Source organism: Enterobacter sp. ECC-219 (genome assembly GCF_043966805.1).
Lineage (GTDB): Bacteria > Pseudomonadota > Gammaproteobacteria > Enterobacterales > Enterobacteriaceae > Enterobacter > Enterobacter cloacae_N.
Genome location: NZ_CP143680.1, coordinates 4146291 through 4168223 on the forward strand (window position 1 = coordinate 4146291; position 21933 = coordinate 4168223).

14 protein-coding genes are annotated in these 21933 nt (G+C 55.5%); 6 read left to right on the forward strand and 8 right to left on the reverse strand.

Annotated elements, in window-relative coordinates; translation table 11 throughout:
- Positions 1-26 precede the first annotated feature (26 nt).
- The 4 genes from alkB to V1603_RS19805 form a co-directional block, all read right to left on the reverse strand.
- On the reverse strand, positions 27-683 hold the full coding sequence (gene alkB, locus V1603_RS19790; RefSeq protein ID WP_302218999.1) for a DNA oxidative demethylase AlkB: 657 nt from the start codon (positions 681-683) through the stop codon (positions 27-29).
- Positions 683-1741: a bifunctional DNA-binding transcriptional regulator/O6-methylguanine-DNA methyltransferase Ada gene (gene ada / locus V1603_RS19795; protein ID WP_395314004.1), complete on the reverse strand. Its 1059-nt coding sequence runs from the start codon at positions 1739-1741 to the stop codon at positions 683-685. The genes alkB and ada overlap by 1 nt, the downstream gene beginning before the upstream one ends.
- A gap of 72 nt (positions 1742-1813) precedes the next feature.
- Positions 1814-2869 carry an FAD:protein FMN transferase ApbE gene (apbE, locus tag V1603_RS19800; RefSeq protein ID WP_116338626.1) on the reverse strand — a complete coding sequence of 352 codons (1056 nt, stop codon included), beginning with the start codon at positions 2867-2869 and terminating at the stop codon, positions 1814-1816.
- A 115-nt stretch (positions 2870-2984) separates the two neighbouring features.
- Positions 2985-4097 carry a porin OmpC gene (locus V1603_RS19805; protein WP_080328581.1) on the reverse strand — a complete coding sequence of 371 codons (1113 nt, stop codon included), beginning with the start codon at positions 4095-4097 and terminating at the stop codon, positions 2985-2987.
- Positions 4098-4840: 743 nt separating this feature from the next.
- Here V1603_RS19805 and rcsD point away from each other — a divergent pair.
- Together rcsD and rcsB are read left to right on the forward strand one after the other, a co-directional pair.
- Positions 4841-7513, forward strand: coding sequence for a phosphotransferase RcsD (gene rcsD, locus V1603_RS19810; RefSeq protein ID WP_116338622.1), 2673 nt, complete (start codon positions 4841-4843; stop codon positions 7511-7513).
- A gap of 16 nt (positions 7514-7529) precedes the next feature.
- Positions 7530-8180: a response regulator transcription factor RcsB gene (gene rcsB, locus V1603_RS19815; RefSeq protein WP_006176468.1), complete on the forward strand. Its 651-nt coding sequence runs from the start codon at positions 7530-7532 to the stop codon at positions 8178-8180.
- 78 nt (positions 8181-8258) lie between these two features.
- Here the strand turns inward: rcsB and rcsC are convergent, their stop codons facing one another.
- The gene (gene rcsC / locus V1603_RS19820) at positions 8259-11105 is read right to left on the reverse strand and encodes a two-component system sensor histidine kinase RcsC (protein WP_395313150.1); all 2847 of its coding nucleotides are present in this window, start codon (positions 11103-11105) and stop codon (positions 8259-8261) included.
- 134 nt (positions 11106-11239) lie between these two features.
- Positions 11240-13876: a DNA topoisomerase (ATP-hydrolyzing) subunit A gene (gyrA, locus tag V1603_RS19825; RefSeq protein ID WP_116338618.1), complete on the reverse strand. Its 2637-nt coding sequence runs from the start codon at positions 13874-13876 to the stop codon at positions 11240-11242.
- Positions 13877-14022: 146 nt separating this feature from the next.
- Here gyrA and ubiG point away from each other — a divergent pair, with 146 nt between their 5' ends.
- The 4 genes from ubiG (at position 14023) to yfaE (ending at position 18818) form a co-directional block, all read left to right on the forward strand.
- Entirely contained in the window at positions 14023-14751 is a 729-nt protein-coding gene (ubiG, locus tag V1603_RS19830) for a bifunctional 2-polyprenyl-6-hydroxyphenol methylase/3-demethylubiquinol 3-O-methyltransferase UbiG (protein WP_116338616.1), read from the forward strand.
- Between the two features lie 347 nt (positions 14752-15098).
- Entirely contained in the window at positions 15099-17384 is a 2286-nt protein-coding gene (nrdA, locus tag V1603_RS19835) for a class 1a ribonucleoside-diphosphate reductase subunit alpha (RefSeq protein WP_116338614.1), read from the forward strand.
- A gap of 49 nt (positions 17385-17433) precedes the next feature.
- Complete coding sequence (nrdB, locus tag V1603_RS19840; protein ID WP_045327964.1) at positions 17434-18564, forward strand: class Ia ribonucleoside-diphosphate reductase subunit beta; 1131 nt, start codon at positions 17434-17436, stop codon at positions 18562-18564.
- Complete coding sequence (yfaE, locus tag V1603_RS19845) at positions 18564-18818, forward strand: class I ribonucleotide reductase maintenance protein YfaE (protein WP_003859419.1); 255 nt, start codon at positions 18564-18566, stop codon at positions 18816-18818. Before nrdB ends, yfaE begins: the two co-directional genes overlap by 1 nt.
- Before the next feature lie 539 nt (positions 18819-19357).
- On the opposite strand, the gene glpQ is transcribed toward yfaE, so the two are convergent.
- Positions 19358-20416, reverse strand: coding sequence for a glycerophosphodiester phosphodiesterase (gene glpQ / locus V1603_RS19850; RefSeq protein WP_395313151.1), 1059 nt, complete (start codon positions 20414-20416; stop codon positions 19358-19360).
- Positions 20417-20427: 11 nt separating this feature from the next.
- On the reverse strand, positions 20428-21780 hold the full coding sequence (gene glpT / locus V1603_RS19855) for a glycerol-3-phosphate transporter (RefSeq protein WP_116338610.1): 1353 nt from the start codon (positions 21778-21780) through the stop codon (positions 20428-20430).
- Between the last annotated feature and the right edge of the window lie 153 nt (positions 21781-21933).

The window sequence follows — 21933 nt, forward strand, 5'->3', positions numbered from 1 at the left end:
CCCTGCGCGGACATCAAGAATAATTCTTATTTTTGTTTGCTAAAGCCCGCCTGACGGAAAGTCAGATTATAGCGGTACTCGCCAGTAAGGGGATGAACCCCGGGCTTCAGGGGCTGAATGCCGTGATAGTACAGCCGCGACTCCCTGCCCCATACCACCACGTCACCATGTTCCAGCATGATGCGCTTGAGCGGATCGTTGCGGCGTAGACCGCCAAACTGGAAGACGGCGGGCAGCCCCAGCGATACCGAGACGATAGGCGCACGCAGATCGGGTTCATCTTTGTCCTGATGCAGGGAGAGCTTCGCGCCGATGGCGTAGCGGTTAATCAGGCAGGCATCCGGCCGAAAGTCAGGATAATCCGCTGCAACGGCAGCTTCGTGGCAGAGAGTCTGAAAAACTGCTGGCATCGGCGGCCACGGCTGGCCGGTGGCGGGATCGTTGGGGGCATAGAGATAGCCCCGCGCGTTCGTCGCCCACCCCAGTTCCCCGCAGTTGGCCATGGCCACCGACATGGTGTAGCCGCCCGGCGTTACCATATGGCGAAACGGTGAAACGGCCGTCACCTCTTCTATGCCGGCAAGCAATGCCTGTGCGCGGGAGAGTGCGAAGCGGCGCAGGATCGTCGCTCCCGGCGCAAGCGGCTCCAGCCAGGGTTCAGCATCCGCAAAAAGATCGAGCATTATCCCTCCCGGCGTTTTGCCTCACGTTTCAGTAATAGCGCTTTTCGCGCCGCCCCCCAGCGATAGCCCGACAGCGCGCCGTCGTTACGAACCACGCGATGACAGGGGATCACAATCGCCAGCCTGTTTGCCGCGCAGGCACCGGCGACGGCACGCACCGCATTGGGCTGGCCAATCGCCTGCGCCACCTGCTGATAGCTGGCCGTTTCCCCGCTGGGGATGTCCCGCAGAGCCTGCCATACCCGCTGCTGGAACGCGGTTCCGCGTATATCCAGCGGCAGGGCCAGCGGCACCGCGCGGTTATCAATACTGGCAATGACCTGACGGAGACGCTGAGCGAAGGCATCTTCACGTGGAGCAGGCTCAGCGTTTGGAAACAGCGTCGCCAGCTCTTGGGCTAATTCGGTATCGCTGTCGCCCAGCAGTATCGCGCAAATCCCCCGCTCGCTTTCAGCGACCAGACAGCGTCCTAATGAACAGTCGTCGATGGCGTACTGCACCGGTACCTCGCCTTTGCGGTACTGTTTCGCCGTCATTCCCAGCGCGTCGTTGGCTTTGCGGTAATAGCTGCTGCTGTCGGGAAAACCTGCCGCCAGCACGGCATCGGTAATTTTGTTTCCGTGCGCAAGCGCCGTGCGCAGACGCTGCCCCCGCGCCGCCTGCTGCCAGGCTTTTGGCGTCATCCCGGTAATGGATTTAAACAGCCGGTGGAAATGGAAAGGACTCATGGCGACCTGCTGCGCCAGACCTTCAAGCGTCAGCGCGGGATCCTGCTCCAGAAGGCGACAGGCATACTCCACTTTCGCCAGCTTCTGCTGCTGCGGATCGCGTTTGTCCGGCATACAGCGCTTGCACGGACGAAACCCTGCCTGAATGGCATGCTGGACATCAGGATAAAAGCAGACATTTTTACGCAGCGCGTGACGGGCACGGCAGGACGGGCGGCAGAAAATCCCCGTCGTCTGCACGGCAAAAACAAACCGATCGTCAGCGCGCGGATCGCGAGCCAGAACGGCCTGCCAGCGATCCTCATCGTTCATGTAGGTTGGACTTTTCATCATCAGCTCCTCTTACAAGCATACCTTTAGCGTGCCCGAGTGCCAGTGATAAAAAACCCGCAACCTTGCTTTTTAATTTTTGTCGCTCACCAGGAAGCTGTTGAACTGCGGCGAGCTCCAGGTTTTGAATCCGTCGCCTTCTTTAGTGATCATGTAAACTGCAAGCCCTTCCTGACGAACCACCTCTTTAGCTTTTTCCGGGCCGAGAACCATCAGGCCGGTATCCCAGGCATCGGCTTCCAGCGCAGTCGGTGCAATCACGGTCACCGAGACCAGGTTATGCGTGATGGGACGTCCGGTCTGAGGGTCAATCACGTGCGAAATACGCTTCCCGTCGAGTTCGTAATAGTTACGGTAGCTCCCTGAAGTACTGATGCCGTGTCCGTTGATATCCACAATGGCCTGTACGGCGTTTTGCCGATCGGTCGGTTTTTGAATCGCTACGCGCCACGGTTTACCGCTGGCGTTCATGCCCCGGCTAACTAACGCGCCGCCCACGGAGACCAGGTAGCGCGAAATCCCTTCCTGCATCATCAGCGCGGCAAGGTGATCCGCCGCGTAGCCTTCCCCTACCGTCGACAGATCGACAAACAGATCGGGAATATCCTTTTGCAGATACTGCTGACCGTACTGGTTGATGACCGTCAGATGCTGTAGCCCTGTCCGGGCGCGGGCATCATCAATAGCCGCATTGTCCGGCGTGGTCACCGGCTGTTTGTTGGGACCAAATCCCCAGAGATTCACCAGGGGACCGACGGTGACGTCCATCGCGCCGTTGGTTTTATATCCCACGCGCATCGATTCAGTGACGATATCGGCCATCGCTTCGCTCACCGGCCACAGGGAGGTACTGGTGGAGAGATTGAAGCGCATCAGCGCCGAGTCATTTTTATAGGTTGAGAGCAGCTGATCGTCGGCATCCAGCTGAGACTGGATTTTGCCGCGAAGTTCATCAGCGCGCGTTTTGTCCAGGCCCATCACGCTGACGCGCCAGAAGGTGCCCATCGTTTTGCCTTCAAGCACCGTCGCGGCGGGTGCATCGGTTTTCGCCACGGGCGCGGGTTCATCACACGCGGTCAGGAAAAAAAGCATAGCCAGAAAGCTGGCGCGTAAAAAAGTCATGTCCATTCATTATTATCCTCATGCCAGGGCGGCAAGAGTACACCAAAACGGTTGCATTGTGAGGCCCAAAAAAAGCACAAAAAAGGGGCCATCAGGCCCCTTAAGTCACACGATGACGCGATTAGAACTGGTAAACCAGACCCAGCGCGACGATATCATCAGTACCGATGCCGGCCTGACGGGTGAACTCATTTTCATCAACCAGGTTGATTTTGTAATCCACGTAGGTGGACATGTTTTTGTTGAAGTAGTAAGTCGCACCTACATCAACATATTTCAGCAGATCCTGATCGCCGTAACCTTCGATGTCTTTACCTTTGGACTGCAGGTAAGCCACGGAGGGACGCAGGCCGAAGTCGAACTGGTACTGAGCAACCACTTCGAAGTTCTGCGCTTTGTTAGCAAAGCCGTAAGCGGTAGTCGGGCTGTCGCCGTTAGAGGTACCGAAGCGGGTTGCATTGTAGGTCTGAGAGTACTGCGCTGCCAGGTAGATGTTGTTGGCATCGTATTTCAGGCCGCCAGAATAGACTTCTGCGTGATCGCCGTTACCGTAAACGCCCGGTGCGTTCTGGTCAGCGGTACGTTTGGAGGAGGACATCGCACCACCCACGCTGAAGCCTTCGCCCAGGTTATAGGTTACGGAAGCACCGTAGCCGTCGCCGTTCTGTTTCAGCAGGCTGCGTCCACCGACGTTTTCACCGCTTACGCTGCCGTTTTTACCCTGGTACTGCAGCGCAAAGTTCAGGCCGTCAACCAGACCGAAGAAGTCCTGGTTACGATAGGTCGCCACGCCGTTAGCACGAGACTGCAGGAAGTTGTCTGAGCCGTAGGTATCGCCGCCAAATTCTGGCAGAACGTCAGTCCAGGAAGTTACGTCGTAGATCACGCCGTAGTTACGACCGTAATCGAAAGAACCCGCTTCAGCGAATTTCAGACCGGCAAACGCCACACGCGTCCAGGACTGGTTGTCACTTTCCGTCGTGTTACCCTGGATCTGGTATTCCCACTGGCCGTAACCGGTCAGCTGATCGTTAACCTGAGTTTCACCTTTGAAGCCAAGACGCATGTAGGTCTGGTCGCCGTCAGCACTCTTGTCGTCAGAGAAATAGTGCAGACCATCAACTTTGCCGTACAGATCTAATTTGTTGCCATCTTTGTTATAAATTTCGGCCGCATTTGCTGCGCCTGCTACCAGCAGTGCTGGTACCAGGAGGGACAGTACTTTAACTTTCATTTTATTAACCCTCTGTTATATGCCTTATAATTGCCACTGCTTACTGGTTAACCCTCATTAACCAGTCGGCAATTTCATTCTCCGCAAAATTACAGAATAATCCAATGCGAATATGATACGAAAACTTTGAAGATGTTTCATTTATCTATCAACATGTTTCAAGATGTAAATGAAAAGGAACTTTTACAAAGCACAAAAAGCTTAGAAATTTAGCACTTATAATCAAAAAGAAAAATCAACCCAACCAAATCAATAAGTTAAAATAAAAAACGTTACCGCACTGAATGACAAAACAAGATCGACTCCAATCTCTAAAATAACTCTCGCTATCATCATTAACTTTATTTATTACCGTCATTCAGCTTTGAATGTCTGTTTATCCCTAATTCAACCGGATGCTTCGCATTCGGTTTTTTTTTACCCTTCTTTACGTAACTTTTCTTTTTTTGTGCTACCGCCGCGAAATTGTAACGACTATTAACTAAATTCTCGCCCACCTCCGCGCAGAATGCGAAAATTTGAACAAAACTTAATTTCTTGTTAATTCGTGCTATTTAATGCGCGAAAGCATTTTTTATTTGTACACGCATCATCGGCTTGTACACATTTAACACACACTTCATCTCCCGTACGGGCCATCGAAAAAGTCGCCTGTTCCAGGACAGTGGCGCTGGAAATTCAGTTATTACCCTTTATACTGCCCTATCGCCACAGAGCACGACCATCACGGGTTAAAGATATCAATGAGTCAGACTGAAACTACCGCCCCGAGCAAATTCTCCCTCCTTCCCGGGAGCATCACCCGTTTCTTTCTTCTTTTGATCGTTGTGCTGTTAGTCACAATGGGCGTGATGGTGCAGAGCGCGGTTAACGCCTGGCTGAAGGATAAGAGCTATCAGGTGGTTGATATTACTCATGCCGTTCACAAGCGCATTGATACCTGGCGCTACGCCACCTGGCAGATTTACGACAACATTGCCGCGGCGCCTGCCAGTTCGTCCGGGGATGGACTTCAGGAAACGCGGCTGAAGCAGGACGTCTACTACCTCGAAAAACCGCAGCGTAAGACTGAAGCGCTTATCTTTGGCTCTCACGACAGCGCGACCCTTGAGATGACGCAGCGTATTTCGACCTACCTGGATACCCTCTGGGGCGCCGAAACGGTACCGTGGTCGATGTACTATCTGAACGGTCAGGATAACAGCATGATCCTGATCTCGACGCTGCCGTTGAAAGATCTCTCTTCCGGATTTAAAGAGACGACGGTCGGCAGCATTGTCGACTCCCGCCGGGCAGAAATGCTGCAGCAGGCCAACGCCCTTGATGAACGTGAGAGCTTCTCATCGCTGCGCCGGCTGGCATGGCAGAATGGTCACTATTTTACCCTGCGTACCACCTTTAACCAGCCGGGACATCTGGCGACAGTCGTGGCCTTTGATTTACCCATTAATGATTTGATCCCGCCGGATATGCCGCTCGACAGCTTCCGTCTGGAGCCCGACAGCAGCACCCAGAACATGCGCGCGGCGTCTGATAAAGAGGCCGCAGAGAGCGTCACAATCTCCTTTAACGGCTCGAAAATTGAAATTGCCTCGTCGCTGAACTCAACAGGCATGCGTCTGGTGTGGCAGGTACCGTTTGGCACGCTGCTGCTCGACACCCTGCAAAATATTCTGCTACCTCTGCTGCTGAATATCGGCCTGCTGGCGCTGGCGCTGTTCGGCTACAGTACCTTCCGCTTCCAGCCTGGGCGCCAGAGCGACGCGTCTGCGGTCTCCGCGGGCAATACCAATGAGCTGCGCGTGTTGCGCGCGCTCAATGAAGAGATTGTTTCCGTGCTGCCGCTTGGGGTGTTAGTTCACGATCAGGAAGCGAATCGCACGGTAATGAGCAATAAAATTGCCGACCATCTGCTGCCGCACCTTAACCTGCAGAACATCACCACCATGGCGGATCAGCACCAGGGAGTCATTCAGGCCACCATTAACAATGAACTGTACGAGATCCGTCAGTTCCGCAGCCAGGTAGCCCCGCGCACGCAAATCTTCATCATCCGCGACCAGGATCGCGAAGTGCTGGTGAATAAAAAGCTCAAGCAGGCGCAAAGGCTGTATGAGAAGAACCAGCAGGGGCGCGCAGCATTTATGCAGAACATTGGCGATGCCTTCAAGCAGCCGTTAAAAACGCTGGCGACCCAGGCGGCGGCGTTAAACACGTCTGAAAGCCACCAGCTCGCCTGCCAGGCCGACTCGCTGGTCCGTATGGTGGATGAGATCCAGCTGGCGAACATGCTGGAGAATGATTTCTGGAAAGGTACTCCTTCTCTCTTCTCCATTCAGGATTTGATCGATGAAGTGGTTCCGGAAGTCCTGCCCGTCATTAAGCGCAAAGGGCTGCAGCTACTGATCAACAACCATTTACCCGCCAATGACGAACGTCACGGCGACCGCGAGGCGCTGCGTCGTATTCTGCTGATGATTATTCAGTACGCCGTGACCACCACGCAGATCGGCAAGATAACCCTTGAAGTGAGCACCGACGAGTCGGCGGAAGATCGCCTGACGTTCCGTATCCTGGACACCGGGGAAGGCGTCACGGCGAGTGAAATTGATAATCTGCACTTCCCGTTCCTGAATGACACGCAAAGCGATCATTACGGCAAGGCTAACGCCCTGACCTTCTGGCTGTGCGATCAACTGGCGCGTAAGCTCGGCGGCCATCTGAATATCAAGGCCCGTGAATCACTGGGTACGCGTTACTCTCTGCACGTGAAAATGGCCGCCAATCCGCAGGAAGAAGATGAAGAACGCCTGCTGGATGATGTCGTGGTGATGGTGGATGTGACCTCAAACGAGATCCGCAATATTGTGGTTCGTCAGCTCGAAAACTGGGGCGCGGCCTGCATCACGCCGGATGAAAGGCTGGCAAGTCAAGAATTTGATCTGTTTTTAACTGATAATCCGTCTAATCTTACTGCCTCGGGCTTGCTTTTAAGCGATGATGAGTCAGGCGTGCGGAAAATCGGCCCTGGCCAGCTGCGCGTCAACTTTAATATAAGCAATGCGATGCAGGAAGCTGTACTACAACTAATAGAAGAGCAGCTGGCGCAGGAAGAGATAACGGAATCCCCGTTAGGCGGCAATGAAAATGCCGAGCTTCACGCCAGCGGATACTATTCCCTCTTTGTTGATACAGTACCAGATGATGTGAAGCGGTTGTATACTGAGTCCGCTGCGAATGATTTTGCAGCGCTGGCACAGACAGCACACCGGCTTAAAGGGGTGTTTGCCATGCTTAATCTGGTTCCCGGCAAGCAGTTATGTGAAACGCTGGAACATCTAATTCGTGAGAAAGATGCCTCTGGCATTGAAAAATACATCAGCGACATTGACGCCTACGTCAAAAGCTTGCTGTAGCAAGGTAGCCTTATACATGAACAATATGAACGTAATTATTGCCGATGACCATCCGATTGTACTGTTCGGTATTCGCAAATCACTTGAACAGATCGAGTGGGTGAATGTAGTCGGTGAATTTGAAGACTCTACAGCACTGATCAATAACCTCCCAAAGCTTGATGCACACGTGCTCATTACCGATCTCTCCATGCCTGGGGACAAATACGGAGATGGGATCACGCTCATCAAATATATTAAACGTCACTTCCCGGACATCTCGATCATTGTTCTGACCATGAACAACAACCCGGCGATCCTGAGCGCCGTGCTGGATCTGGACATCGAAGGGATTGTGCTGAAACAAGGCGCCCCAACCGATCTGCCAAAAGCGCTCGCTGCGCTGCAGAAAGGCAAGAAGTTCACGCCTGAGAGCGTCTCTCGTCTGCTGGAAAAAATCAGCGCGGGTGGCTACGGTGACAAACGCCTGTCGCCGAAAGAGAGTGAGGTTCTGCGCCTGTTCGCTGAAGGTTTTCTGGTGACCGAGATTGCCAAGAAGCTGAACCGCAGCATTAAAACCATCAGTAGCCAGAAGAAATCCGCAATGATGAAGCTGGGCGTGGACAACGATATTGCCCTGCTGAACTATCTCTCCTCCGTTACGCTGAGCGCATCGGATAAGGATTGATCCCTGACGGGTGTGCGGCCTGATGCCCTCTCCCACAGGGAGAGGGTGAAAAACGTAAAAGGCCCTTGCGGGCCTTTTTTATATTCTGGTTTTTCTCACGCGATCCGCGTAAATCGACAACGTCTGCTTCAGCACGTCCAGCGTGACCGGTTTCGACAGGCAGCTGTCCATGCCGGACTCCAGACAGCGCTGCTTCTCTTCCGCCAGCGCGTTCGCCGTTACGCCCACCACCGGCAGCGTCAGGCCAAGCTGTCGGATGCGCTGCGTCAGCCGGTAGCCGTCCATGTTAGGCATGTTGACGTCGCTCAGCACGATATCAATATGATTTTTACTCAGCACATTCAGCGCATCCACGCCGTCATTGGCGGTTTTACACTGGTAGCCCAGCGATCCAAGCTGGTCAGCCAGCAGACGACGGTTAATCGGATGGTCATCCACCACAAGAATCATCATATCGTCATTCACTGACGCCAGACCTTCCGGTGACGGCAGCGCGCCTGCACCGTCGTTCTCTTCCAGCTCGACTTTGTAGATACGGGCCAGCAGGCTCAACAGCTCATGCGGCGTTGCGACGCTGTGAACCCATTCCCCCGGCGCCCGTTCAACCGGTATGCCAATGTGGCGGCGGCAGAAGAGCACCGTTCCTCTCCCCTGCCACGGCTGTTCAGGCATCTCGTCGGTGATGAGCACATCGTCCACGTCCGGCATCTGGCCTTCATAGCGGCAGACCCTCACGCCGCTATGGGTGAGCAGCGCCGTCAGATAGTCATTCAGCGAGGCATTATTGACCGCCAGCCAGCAGCGCTTGTCGCTCAGCCCGTCAACTGCGGCTTTTGCCGGATACTGCGCCGAATAGAGCGGAATGCGGATGGTGAACTGGCTGCCCATGCCGGGCTCAGTATCCACAGAAATGTCACCGTCCATCATGCTGACGAGCTTCTCGCAAATCGCCAGCCCCAGACCGGTGCCCTGGAAGTTACGCTGCACGCCGGTGCCGACCTGGAAGAACGGGTCGAACAGACGTACCACCTCCTTGGCCGGAATACCCACCCCCGTGTCGCGCACGCGGATGCTCAGGTAATCCCCTGCCCTGCAAACGTGTAGCACTATGCAGCCGATATCGGTGAATTTGATGGCGTTGCTGAGCAGGTTAGAGATGACCTGCTGCAGACGCATCGGATCGCCGTGCAGCGTCAGCGGCACATCCGGTTCGATAAAGCAGTAGAGCCCCAGCTGTTTACGCACCACCAGCGGCAGATAGTTGGCGCTGATGTGGTTCATGACCTCACGCGGCGAAAACTCGCGCGGCTCGATTTTCAGCTGCTCAGACTCAATTTTAGAGAAGTCGAGAATATCGCTGATGATCTTCAGCAGCAGGCTGGAGGAGTTGTTCATCGCCGTTACCAGCCGGTCGACGCCTTTCGGCAACTCTTTCGTCTGCAGCAGATCGAGGTTACCGATAATCCCGTACAGCGGCGTACGCAGCTCGTGGCTTACGGTAGCCAGGAACATGGATTTCGACTGGCTGGCCTGCTCCGCGGCCTGCGCCATCTCCTGCAGCGACTCTTCCATCTTCACGCGCGCGGAGACATCCACCAGCACGCAAATCGCTACGTTTTCATTGCGATAGCGGGAATGGACAAAGCTTATCTGCAGGTTGGTGTGGGTGCTGGTGAGCACATCGACAAAGTTCACCTGCTGCCCGCAGATGATCTGCGTCAGCCTTTGCCGGTCCTCGTGCGTCAGCATATTCAGGTAGTTGTGCGCCAGCTCGTTACTCAGAATGTTGGTCCCGTCCTGGGTACGCAGAATACAGATCCCCACCGGCGCCGAAGCGACAATTTTGCGGTTGAACTGCTCGTGCTCCTCCAGACGCTGTGCGTCACTTTCGGCGGGAATAAAGATTCTACGCTCATACATGCGCGCCAGCGTGAACAGCGCGCCCCCCACCAGCAGGTTCAGCAGAATCGCATTCATAATAAGAATACGTATCCGCTCGAGCACCATATCCACCGGCAGCGAGTAGACAATGCTCAGCGAAGATGGCGGCAGGCTTTTTTTCAGCACCAGCTCGCGGAAGCCGGAGGTGTAGCCAAACCATGAGCGTCCCTGCATCCAGTGCGGATCGACGTTCAAACTTTTATCCGGCCCGGCGAGTGAGATCAGCTGATGCCCATTTTCATCCAGAATAGTCACGCCCATCGGCAGGCTGCCCGGCGTGAAGAAGTTTTCCATGCGAATGGTCTGCTCAATCCCCAGCAGCGCCTGCAGGCGATTGCCCAGATAAACCGGCGTCAGCGCGTAGAAATAGCCCACGCCCATACGCGGCCCCTGGCTAATCCAGAAGATGTTGTTCCCGCGCTCGTCCTGCGGGGCATTGCGATATTTGACAATACGCTCGTGCAGGCTTTTCAGCGCATCATCGCGCTCGACGGGCACATCGCGCAGGCCAAAGTCAGCCATGCAGAGATTTTCGCTGCCAATCAGGAATACGCGGTTGAGATCGTAGGCGGCAGAGAAGTTATCGCGCCAGTAGCGCATAAACCAGGCGAGGGATTCCAGCGACCCGCGCCAGGTATTGCTCATGGTGGAGCAATCGGAGTCCGGGAACAGCGGCTGGAAGTCCGGCACTTCGGTTTTGTCATTGCGCCCGCGAAGGGCAAGGATACCGTTTTCCGCCGTCAGTCGATTTTCAGCAATATACTTCAGCTCCTTCATCACGTCCGATGTTCGCTGAATGTAGCGCTGGGCTTGATCGGAGCTTAAATTAAACTCCTGGCGAATCTCTGCTTCTTTCTGATGCAGCGCATTGACGATGTAAAACACCGACAGCAAGACCACCAGCAGCCAAAGCAGGAGCGCCAGCGCCCGGAACAGATAGCGAGAAACTTTCAGCGTGGTACGAAAGGAGACGAGGTATTTCAAAGGGGCGAGGCTCCGCCGTCGGGGTCAAAAGAATGTGGTTAAGGTAGCGGTAAACGCGGCTTGTCGCAACGTTCACGTATCTGCAACTGCAAAAGAAAAGGGCCGGAATCCGGCCCTTTATGCGTCATGAGACGTTACTCGTCAGCGTCATCCGCTGCGTCATCGTCGGTCTCCGCTTCCGGTGCGATTTCGTCATCACCTTCCGCGACGCTGCCGTCAATAGAGTCGAGCTCTTCGTCGTCCACCGGCTCAGCAACGCGCTGCAGACCCACTACGTTTTCATCTTCCGCCGTACGGATGAGGATAACGCCCTGGGTGTTACGGCCCACCACGCTGATCTCGGACACGCGGGTACGCACCAGCGTACCGGCATCGGTGATCATCATGATCTGGTCGGCATCGTCCACCTGCACCGCGCCTACAACGGACCCGTTGCGTTCGGTGACCTTGATGGAAATAACGCCCTGCGTGCCGCGTGACTTGGTCGGATATTCGCTTTCCGCCGTACGCTTACCGTAGCCGTTCTGGGTGACGGTCAGGATTGCGCCTTCGCCACGTGGAACGATCAGGGAAACAACGGAATCTTCACCCGCCAGTTTAATACCGCGCACGCCAGTCGCCGTACGACCCATTGCGCGCACGGCATTCTCTTTGAAGCGCACCACTTTACCGGCCGCAGAGAACAGCATCACTTCATCAGAACCGGAGGTCAGATCCACACCGATCAGCTCGTCGCCTTCGTTCAGGTTCACCGCAATAATACCGGCAGAACGTGGACGGCTGAATTCGGTCAGCGCGGTTTTCTTCACGGTACCGCTGGCGGTCGCCATAAAGACGTTCACGCCCTCTTCGTACTCGCGTACCGGCAGAATAGCGGTGATACGTTCGTTCGCTTCCAGCGGCAGCAGGTTGACGATTGGACGACCACGTGCGCCACGGCTCGCTTCCGGCAGCTGATAGACCTTCATCCAGTACAGACGGCCGCGGCTGGAGAAGCAGAGGATCGTGTCGTGGGTGTTGGCCACCAGCAGGCGGTCAATAAAGTCTTCTTCTTTAATGCGTGCAGCAGATTTGCCCTTACCGCCACGACGCTGTGCTTCGTAGTCGGTCAGCGGCTGATACTTCACATAGCCCTGGTGAGACAGGGTGACCACCACGTCTTCGCGGTTGATCAGATCTTCAATGTTGATATCAGAGCTGTTAGCGGTGATTTCGGTGCGGCGCTCGTCGCCGAACTGATCGCGGACCAGCTCCAGCTCTTCGCGGATCACTTCCATCAGGCGCTCGGCGCTACCCAGGATGTGCAGCAGCTCAGCAATTTGCTCCAGCAGCTCTTTGTACTCGTCGAGCAGTTTTTCGTGCTCAAGGCCGGTCAGCTTCTGCAGGCGCAGATCCAGAATCGCCTGGGCCTGCTGTTCAGTCAGGTAGTACTGACCGTCACGCACGCCGAATTCAGGCTCCAGCCACTCAGGACGCGCGGCGTCATCGCCCGCACGTTCCAGCATCGCCGCCACGTTACCCAAATCCCACGGACGCGCAACCAGCGACGCTTTCGCTTCAGCCGGGGTTGGCGCACGACGGATCAGTTCGATGATCGGGTCGATGTTGGCCAGCGCAACCGCCAGCGCTTCAAGGATGTGTGCACGGTCGCGCGCTTTGCGCAGCTCGAAGATGGTACGACGGGTCACCACTTCGCGGCGGTGACGCACGAACGCGCTCAGGATCTCTTTCAGGTTCATGATCTTCGGCTGACCATGGTGCAGCGCAACCATGTTAATACCGAAGGAGACCTGAAGCTGAGTCTGGGAGTAGAGGTTATTCAGCACAACCTCACCCACCGCGTCGCGCTTGATTTCAATCACGATGCGCATACCGTCTTTGTCAGACTCGTCACGCAGCGCGCTGATGCCTTCAACGCGTTTCTCTTTTACCAGCTCGGCGATTTTTTCAATCAGACGTGCTTTGTTCACCTGATACGGGATCTCGTGAACAATGATGGTTTCACGGCCGGTTTTCGCGTCCGCTTCCACTTCAGCGCGGGCACGGATGTAAATCTTGCCGCGGCCGGTGCGGTACGCTTCTTCAATGCCGCGACGACCGTTAATGATCGCCGCCGTCGGGAAGTCCGGGCCCGGGATGTGTTCCATCAGCCCTTCAATGCTGATGTCTTCATCGTCGATATAGGCCAGGCAGCCGTTGATCACTTCCGTGATGTTGTGTGGCGGAATGTTGGTTGCCATACCGACGGCGATACCGGACGAGCCGTTCACCAGCAGGTTAGGGATCTTCGTTGGCATAACGTCAGGAATTTTTTCCGTGCCGTCGTAGTTATCAACAAAATCAACCGTCTCTTTTTCCAGGTCGGCCATCAGCTCATGGGCAATCTTCGCCAGACGGATTTCCGTATAACGCATTGCCGCGGCGGAGTCGCCGTCGATAGAACCAAAGTTACCCTGACCATCTACCAGCATGTAACGCAGCGAGAATGGCTGCGCCATACGGACGATAGTGTCGTACACCGCGGAATCACCATGAGGATGGTATTTACCGATTACGTCACCAACGACACGGGCAGATTTTTTGTAGGCTTTATTCCAGTCATTGCCCAATACGTTCATGGCGTATAGTACGCGACGGTGTACCGGCTTCAGGCCATCGCGGACGTCCGGCAGCGCACGGCCAACAATGACCGACATCGCATAGTCCAGATAGGAGCTCTTCAGCTCTTCCTCGATGTTAACCGGTGTAATTTCTCTCGCAAGGTCGCTCATCTAACCGCTATCCCTCTACTGTATCCCGGATTCAAAGGTCGCAAATTATAACACAGCCGCGGTGATACAGGTAAACCTATACGCTTTATTCACAGGGATTGCCTGATATACTCCCTTGTCTTGCTAAATAAGGAGTAAAAGCGCCCATGAATGCCGAAAAATCCCCGGTGGCACAAAACGTTGACCACGAAGAGATTGCCAAATTTGAAGCGGTGGCGTCCCGCTGGTGGGATCTCGAAGGTGAGTTCAAACCGCTGCATCGCATTAACCCGCTGCGTCTGGGCTATATCGCGGAGCGTTCCGGCGGTCTGTTCGGTAAGAAAGTGCTCGACGTCGGCTGCGGCGGCGGCATCCTGGCGGAGAGCATGGCGCGCGAAGGGGCCACCGTCACCGGCCTGGACATGGGCTTTGAGCCGCTGCAGGTTGCCCGTCTTCATGCGCTGGAGTCCGGTATACAGGTGGAATATGTGCAGGAAACTGTGGAAGCGCACGCGGCAAAACATGCCCACCAGTACGATGTGGTGACCTGCATGGAGATGCTGGAGCACGTTCCGGATCCGCAGTCCGTGGTAAACGCCTGTGCAAAACTGGTGAAACCGGGCGGCCAGGTCTTTTTCTCGACCATCAACCGCAACGGCAAAGCCTGGCTGATGGCCGTTGTCGGCGCGGAGTATGTGCTGCGCATGGTGCCGAAAGGCACGCACGACGTGAAGAAATTCATCAAGCCGGCCGAGTTGTTAAGCTGGGTTGACCAGACGTGGCTCAAAGAGCAGCACATCACCGGCCTGCACTACAATCCGCTGACCGATAAATTCAAGCTCGCACCGGGCGTGGATGTTAACTATATGTTGCACACAACCGCCAAAAACGACTAACGTCATTCGTTATTCTTATAAAGATTGCGCGACATCATGTTGCGCAATTCTGACCTCCCGTTGAAGAAATCAGCACTCGATCAAATTTTGAATTTTTTTTCTTAATTATTGACATGTCTTCCAGGCCTTACGGTACGAGGACTTACGCTTTTTTACCCTTTCACAACCTCAATTTAACGTCAAAATCAACCCTTGTGCTGAAAAGATTCGATACTAGAATACTCACCATATAGCGTTTTTCTTATCGCAAACCCCCTATATGTAGTATTTATCCACAGAGTTAGTCACAAGACGGATCTGTGGATAAGCGGGGGATATTTTTTATTTCACGGACAGGTAAAACCCACATGAATCAGAGTCTGCTGGTGACAAAGCGCGACGGTACTACCGAGCGTATCAATCTGGACAAAATCCATCGAGTTCTCGACTGGGCAGCAGAAGGACTGAACAACGTATCTATATCCCAGGTTGAACTGCGTTCCCACATTCAGTTCTACGACGGCATTAAAACGTCTGATATCCACGAAACGATCATTAAAGCAGCGGCAGACCTCATCTCCCGCGAAGCGCCGGATTATCAGTACCTCGCTGCACGTCTGGCGATTTTCCACCTGCGTAAAAAAGCTTACGGCCAGTTCGAGCCGCCGAAGCTTTACGATCACGTGGTGAAAATGGTCGAGCTGGGCAAATACGACACGCATCTGCTGGAAGACTATACGGAAGAAGAGTTCGAGCAGATGAACGGGTTTATCGATCACTGGCGCGACATGAACTTCTCCTACGCGGCGGTGAAGCAGCTCGAAGGCAAATACCTGGTTCAGAACCGTGTGACCGGCGAGATCTACGAAAGCGCCCAGTTCCTCTATATTCTGGTAGCCGCCTGCCTGTTCTCAAACTACCCGCGTGAGACCCGTCTGGACTACGTGAAGCGTTTCTACGATGCGGTATCCACGTTCAAGATTTCTCTGCCAACGCCAATCATGTCTGGCGTGCGCACCCCTACCCGTCAGTTCAGCTCCTGCGTGCTGATCGAGTGTGGTGACAGCCTGGATTCCATCAACGCCACCTCCAGCGCCATCGTGAAATACGTCTCCCAGCGTGCCGGTATCGGCATCAACGCCGGTCGCATCCGCGCGCTGGGCAGCCCGATTCGCGGCGGTGAAGCGTTCCACACCGGCTGTATCCCGTTCTACAAGCACTTCCAGACGGCAGTAAAATCCTGCTCTCAGGGCGGCGTGCGCGGCGGAGCAGCAACCCTGTTCTACCCAATGTGGCACCTGGAAGTGGAAAGCCTGCTGGTACTGAAAAACAACCGCGGCGTGGAAGGCAACCGCGTGCGCCACATGGACTATGGCGTGCAGATCAACAAGCTGATGTACACCCGCCTGCTGAAAGGCGAAGACATCACCCTGTTCAGCCCATCCGACGTCCCGGGCCTGTACGACGCGTTCTTCGCCGATCAGGACGAGTTCGAGCGTCTGTACACCAAATATGAAAAAGACGACAGCATCCGCAAACAGCGCCTGAAGGCGGTAGACCTGTTCTCCCTGATGATGCAGGAACGTGCCTCTACCGGCCGTATCTACATCCAGAACGTCGACCACTGCAATACCCACAGCCCGTTTGATCCGGTGGTAGCGCCAGTGCGCCAGTCTAACCTGTGCCTGGAGATCGCCCTGCCGACCAAACCGCTGGAAGACGTGAACGACGAAAATGGCGAAATCGCCCTGTGTACGCTGTCCGCGTTCAACCTGGGTGCGATTAAGAGCCTGGACGAGCTGGAAGAGCTGGCCGTGCTGGCGGTTCGCGCGCTGGATGCCCTGCTGGACTACCAGGATTACCCAATCCCGGCCGCTAAACGCGGTGCGATGGGTCGTCGTACCCTGGGTATCGGCGTGATCAACTTCGCCTACTGGCTGGCGAAAAACGGCAAGCGTTACTCCGACGGCAGCGCCAACAACCTGACGCACCAGACGTTCGAAGCGATTCAGTACTACCTGATGAAAGCCTCTAACGAGCTGGCGAAAGAGCAAGGCGCGTGCCCGTGGTTCAACGAAACCACCTACGCAAAAGGCATTCTGCCGATCGACACCTACAAGAAAGACCTGGATGCGATTGTCAGCGAGCCGCTGCACCTCGACTGGGAAGGCCTGCGCGAATCCATCAAAACGCACGGCCTGCGTAACTCCACGCTCTCTGCCCTGATGCCGTCCGAGACCTCTTCGCAGATCTCCAACGCCACCAACGGTATTGAGCCGCCGCGCGGCCACGTCAGCATTAAAGCGTCGAAAGACGGCGTGCTGCGTCAGGTGGTGCCGGATTACGAAACGCTGGGCAACAACTACGAGCTGCTGTGGGAGATGCCAAACAACGACGGCTACCTGCAGCTGGTGGGTATCATGCAGAAGTTTATCGACCAGTCGATCTCTGCCAACACCAACTACGACCCGACGCGCTTCCCGTCCGGTAAGGTGCCGATGCAGCAGCTGTTGAAAGACCTGTTGACCGCCTATAAATTCGGCGTGAAAACCCTGTACTATCACAACACCCGTGACGGTGCAGAAGACGCCCAGGATGACCTGGTACCGTCAATTCAGGACGATGGCTGCGAAAGCGGCGCATGTAAGATCTAATGAAGGGCGGGGATATCCCCGCCTTTATTTCGTAAGACAGGACACACTCATGGCATATACCACCTTTTCACAGACGAAAAACGACCAGCTCAAAGAGCCGATGTTCTTCGGCCAGCCGGTCAACGTGGCACGCTACGATCAGCAAAAATATGACATCTTCGAAAAGCTGATTGAAAAGCAACTCTCCTTCTTCTGGCGCCCGGAAGAAGTGGACGTTTCCCGCGACCGTATTGATTACCAGTCGCTGCCGGATCACGAAAAGCATATCTTCATCAGCAACCTGAAGTACCAGACACTGCTGGACTCCATTCAGGGTCGTAGCCCGAACGTGGCGTTGCTGCCGCTGATCTCCATTCCCGAGCTGGAAACCTGGGTGGAAACCTGGGCGTTTTCCGAGACGATCCACTCCCGCTCTTACACCCACATCATCCGCAACATCGTGAACGATCCGGCGGTGGTGTTTGACGATATCGTCACCAACGAGCAGATCCAGAAGCGCGCGGAAGGCATTGCCCACTACTACGACGAACTGATCGAGATGACCAGCTACTGGCATCTGCTGGGTGAAGGCACCCACAGCGTGAACGGTAAAACCATTACCGTGAACCTGCGCGCGCTGAAAAAGCAGCTGTACCTGTGCCTGATGAGCGTCAACGCGCTGGAAGCGATCCGCTTCTACGTGAGCTTCGCCTGCTCCTTCGCCTTTGCCGAGCGCAAGCTGATGGAAGGCAACGCCAAAATCATCCGTCTCATTGCCCGTGATGAAGCCCTGCACCTGACCGGCACCCAGCACATGCTGAACCTGCTGCGCAGCGGTACGGACGACCCGGAGATGGCGGAAATCGCCGAAGAGTGCAAGCAGGAGTGCTATGACCTGTTCGTGCTGGCGGCCCAGCAGGAGAAAGAGTGGGCAGACTACCTGTTCCGCGACGGCTCCATGATTGGCCTGAACAAAGACATCCTGTGCCAGTACGTTGAGTACATCACCAACATCCGCATGCAGGCGGTTGGGCTGGATCTGCCGTTCCAGACGCGCTCTAACCCTATCCCGTGGATCAACACCTGGCTGGTGTCCGATAACGTGCAAGTCGCGCCGCAGGAAGTGGAAGTGAGCTCTTATCTGGTCGGTCAGATTGATTCTGAAGTCAACACCGACGACCTGAGTGATTTCCAGCTCTGATGAGCCGCGTAACGCTGAGCCTTTCTGGCACCGAAGTGCTGTGCCAGGAAGAGCATCCTTCCCTGCTGGTGGCGCTTGAAGCGCATCAGGTGGAGGTAGAGTACCAGTGTCGTGAAGGCTATTGCGGTTCCTGCCGCTGCCGTCTGGTCGCAGGCCAGGTAGACTGGCTGACCGAGCCGCTGGCCTTTATCAGTGAAGGAGAAATTTTGCCCTGCTGCTGCCGGGCAAAAGGCGATATTGAGATCGAGATGTGATGTTGTCCTTATCCCCTCTCCCTGTGGGCTGAGAAATCCCCAGTAATTTATAAGCAGAAGCAATAACGTTGTTTCAGAACGACTAAAGGCTTTCAGCGACGCCCTGGTCCGGCTGTAAATCGCCGAAGCGTTTCCGTAAGGCCGGGGCGAGGCGCACGGATGCGCCGAGAGGGCGTGGCCTGCAGGGATGCAGGCTCATGCCCGACCCGATAGCCTGAAGGAATAAGCTGAGGGTACCGCGAAGCGGCGATTTACCGCCGGGAGCCCGGGTCGCCAGGGCGGTGGCGATTGAGCCGCCCTGGCACGTTCACCGGTCATGTCCTTACAGAGTAGCAAGGAACATAAAGTGAACGGAATGACCACCGGAGCCGTATGTTCCCCCTCACCCCAGCCCTCTCCCTCAAGGGAGAGGGGGTCGTCCATGCAAACATTATTTTGTGGGGATCCCTCAGCCCTGTGGGAGAGGGTTAGGGTGAGAGCATCAGGCCGCAGAGCCTGATTGTCGGGTGGCGGCTTTCACCTTACCCGACCTACAAAACCTACTTCCGGTGAATGAATTCAACCGCTTTATCCGGGAAATCCGTAAACAGTCCGTCCACGTCCGCCTGCTTATACAACACCTCATAGAGCTGATTCACATCCGTGGCGTACGGCGGCAGTTGGTCTGCACGCACCGTGTACGGATGCACCTGCATCTTGCTGGCGTGCGCCTCTTTCACCATCGCCGTCAGCTTCACGTGGCCCGGCGTTGAGCCTTCCGCCACCAGCATGTGGTAATCCGGCCCGATGCCATCGGCGTACTGGGCAATCTGCTTCATTGCGCCCGGCTTGAACATCCAGTCGTAGCTGTAGTTCACCCACTTCCCGTCCGGCTGCTTCTCCTGAGTTTCGTTCCAGTCGGTATAGGCAATCAGCTGTACCAGATTGAGATCCATCCCCATCTTCGGCTCCAGCTCGGTTTTGATGCGCTTCAGCTCGGCGGCGTCAAAACATTGCAGGTAAACTTTGTCCTTCTTGCTGGTGTAGCCGTACTGTTTCAGCACCTCCAGCGTCTTCGCGGCAATGTCTTTTCCTTCCTGATGATGGAACCACGGCGCTTTGATTTCCGGGTAGATGCCGATATTTTTACCGGTGGAGTGGTTCAGCCCCTGAACAAACTCAATCTCTTCCTGGAAGGTATGGATTCGGAAGTCGGATTTGCCCATCGGGAAACGCCCCGGATAGACCTGCACCTTCTTGCCGTTTTCAATCTCGAAGCCTTCGGTAAACTTCAGGGAGCGGATCTCCGCCAGGGTGAAATCGATGGCGTAGAAACGGCCATCCTTGCGGGCGCGGTCCGGGAAACGCTCCGCCACGTCCGTCACGCGGTCAAGATAGTGGTCATGCAGGACGACCAGTTGGTCGTCCTTGGTCATCACCAGATCCTGCTCCAGGTAATCCGCGCCCTGGGCATAGGCCATCGCTTTCGCCGGCAGCGTATGCTCCGGCAGATAGCCGCTGGCACCGCGGTGAGCAATAACGATTTTATCCGCCGCCAGCGCGGAGCCTGTCATCAGGCCTGCCAGCAGCAGACCGGTTGCTAGTTGAGTTAATTTCATCGCAATGCTCCTTATTGACGACGCGCCAGCACTTCCGCGTGGTGACGTTTCTCGCCGATCATCACAATAACCAGCAGCAGAACCGCCAGCACGCTACCGCCGATCATCACCATAAAGCCGCCGTCCCAGCCGAAGAAGTCAACGGTATAGCCCACAATGGCGCTCGCCGCGACCGAGCCGCCCAGGTAACCAAACAGACCGGTAAAACCTGCCGCCGTGCCCGCCGCTTTTTTCGGCGCCAGCTCCAGCGCGTGCAGGCCGATCAGCATCACCGGACCGTAGATCAGGAAGCCGATAACGATCATACAGGCCATATCCACGCCCGGATTACCCGGTGGGTTAAGCCAGTACACCACGGTGGCGATGGTCACGAGGGTCATAAAGAACACGCCCGTCGCGCCGCGGTTGCCTTTAAACACTTTGTCCGACATCCAGCCGCAAATCAGCGTGCCCGGGATCCCGGCATATTCATACAGGAAGTAGGCCCAGGAGGATTTATCCAGCGCGAAGTGCTTCACCTCTTTCAGGTAGGTCGGAGACCAGTCCAGAATGCCGTAGCGCAGCAGGTAAACAAACACGTTCGCTACCGCGATGTACCACAGCAGCTTGTTAGGCAGCACGTACTTCATGAAGATCTGTTTTGCGGTCAGCTCTTCTTCGTGCTTCTCGCTGTAATCGTCCGGATAGTCGTTTTTGTACTCTTCAATCGGCGGCAGCCCGCAGGACTGCGGCGTATCGCGCATCAGGGCGAAGGCAATAATCGCCACCAGAATGGCGCCAAAGGCAGGCATATAAAGCGCGGCGTGCCAGTCGTTAAACCAGGCCATCCCCAGCAGGAACAGCAGAGGTGGAAGCCCGCCCCCGACGTTATGCGCGCAGTTCCACACCGATACAATGCCGCCACGCTCCTTCTGCGACCACCAGTGGACCATGGTACGCCCGCACGGCGGCCACCCCATCCCCTGGAACCAGCCGCAGATGAACAGCAGGACAAACATAATGGCAATGCTGGACGTCGCCCACGGCACAAAGCCCATGAACAGCATGACCGCTGCCGCCAGGATCAGACCGGCGGGCAGGAACACGCGCGGATTCGAGCGATCCGACACGGAACCCATGATGAATTTAGAAAAACCGTAGGCGATAGAGATCCCCGACAGCGCGAATCCCAGATCGCCGCGTGAAAAGCCCTGCTCCACCAGATACGGCATGGCGAGCGCAAAGTTTTTACGTACAAGGTAGTACGCCGCGTACCCGAAGAAGATCCCCAGGAAAATTTGCCAACGCAGACGACGGTATAGCGGATCAATTTCTGCCTCTGGCAGACGCGCCCGGTGTGGCGCAGGTTTGAAGATACTGAGCATAACAGCCTCCGTGGCCTTTCAAAAAATGACCAGGCATCTCGTGCCCGGTTACAGAGGCGGGGATGTTAAAAAAACATGCGGTTTGTTACTGTGAATCAACGCACAGATTGTTACAGAAATATGACAGAATGCGCAAAAAAGCGCATGAAATCA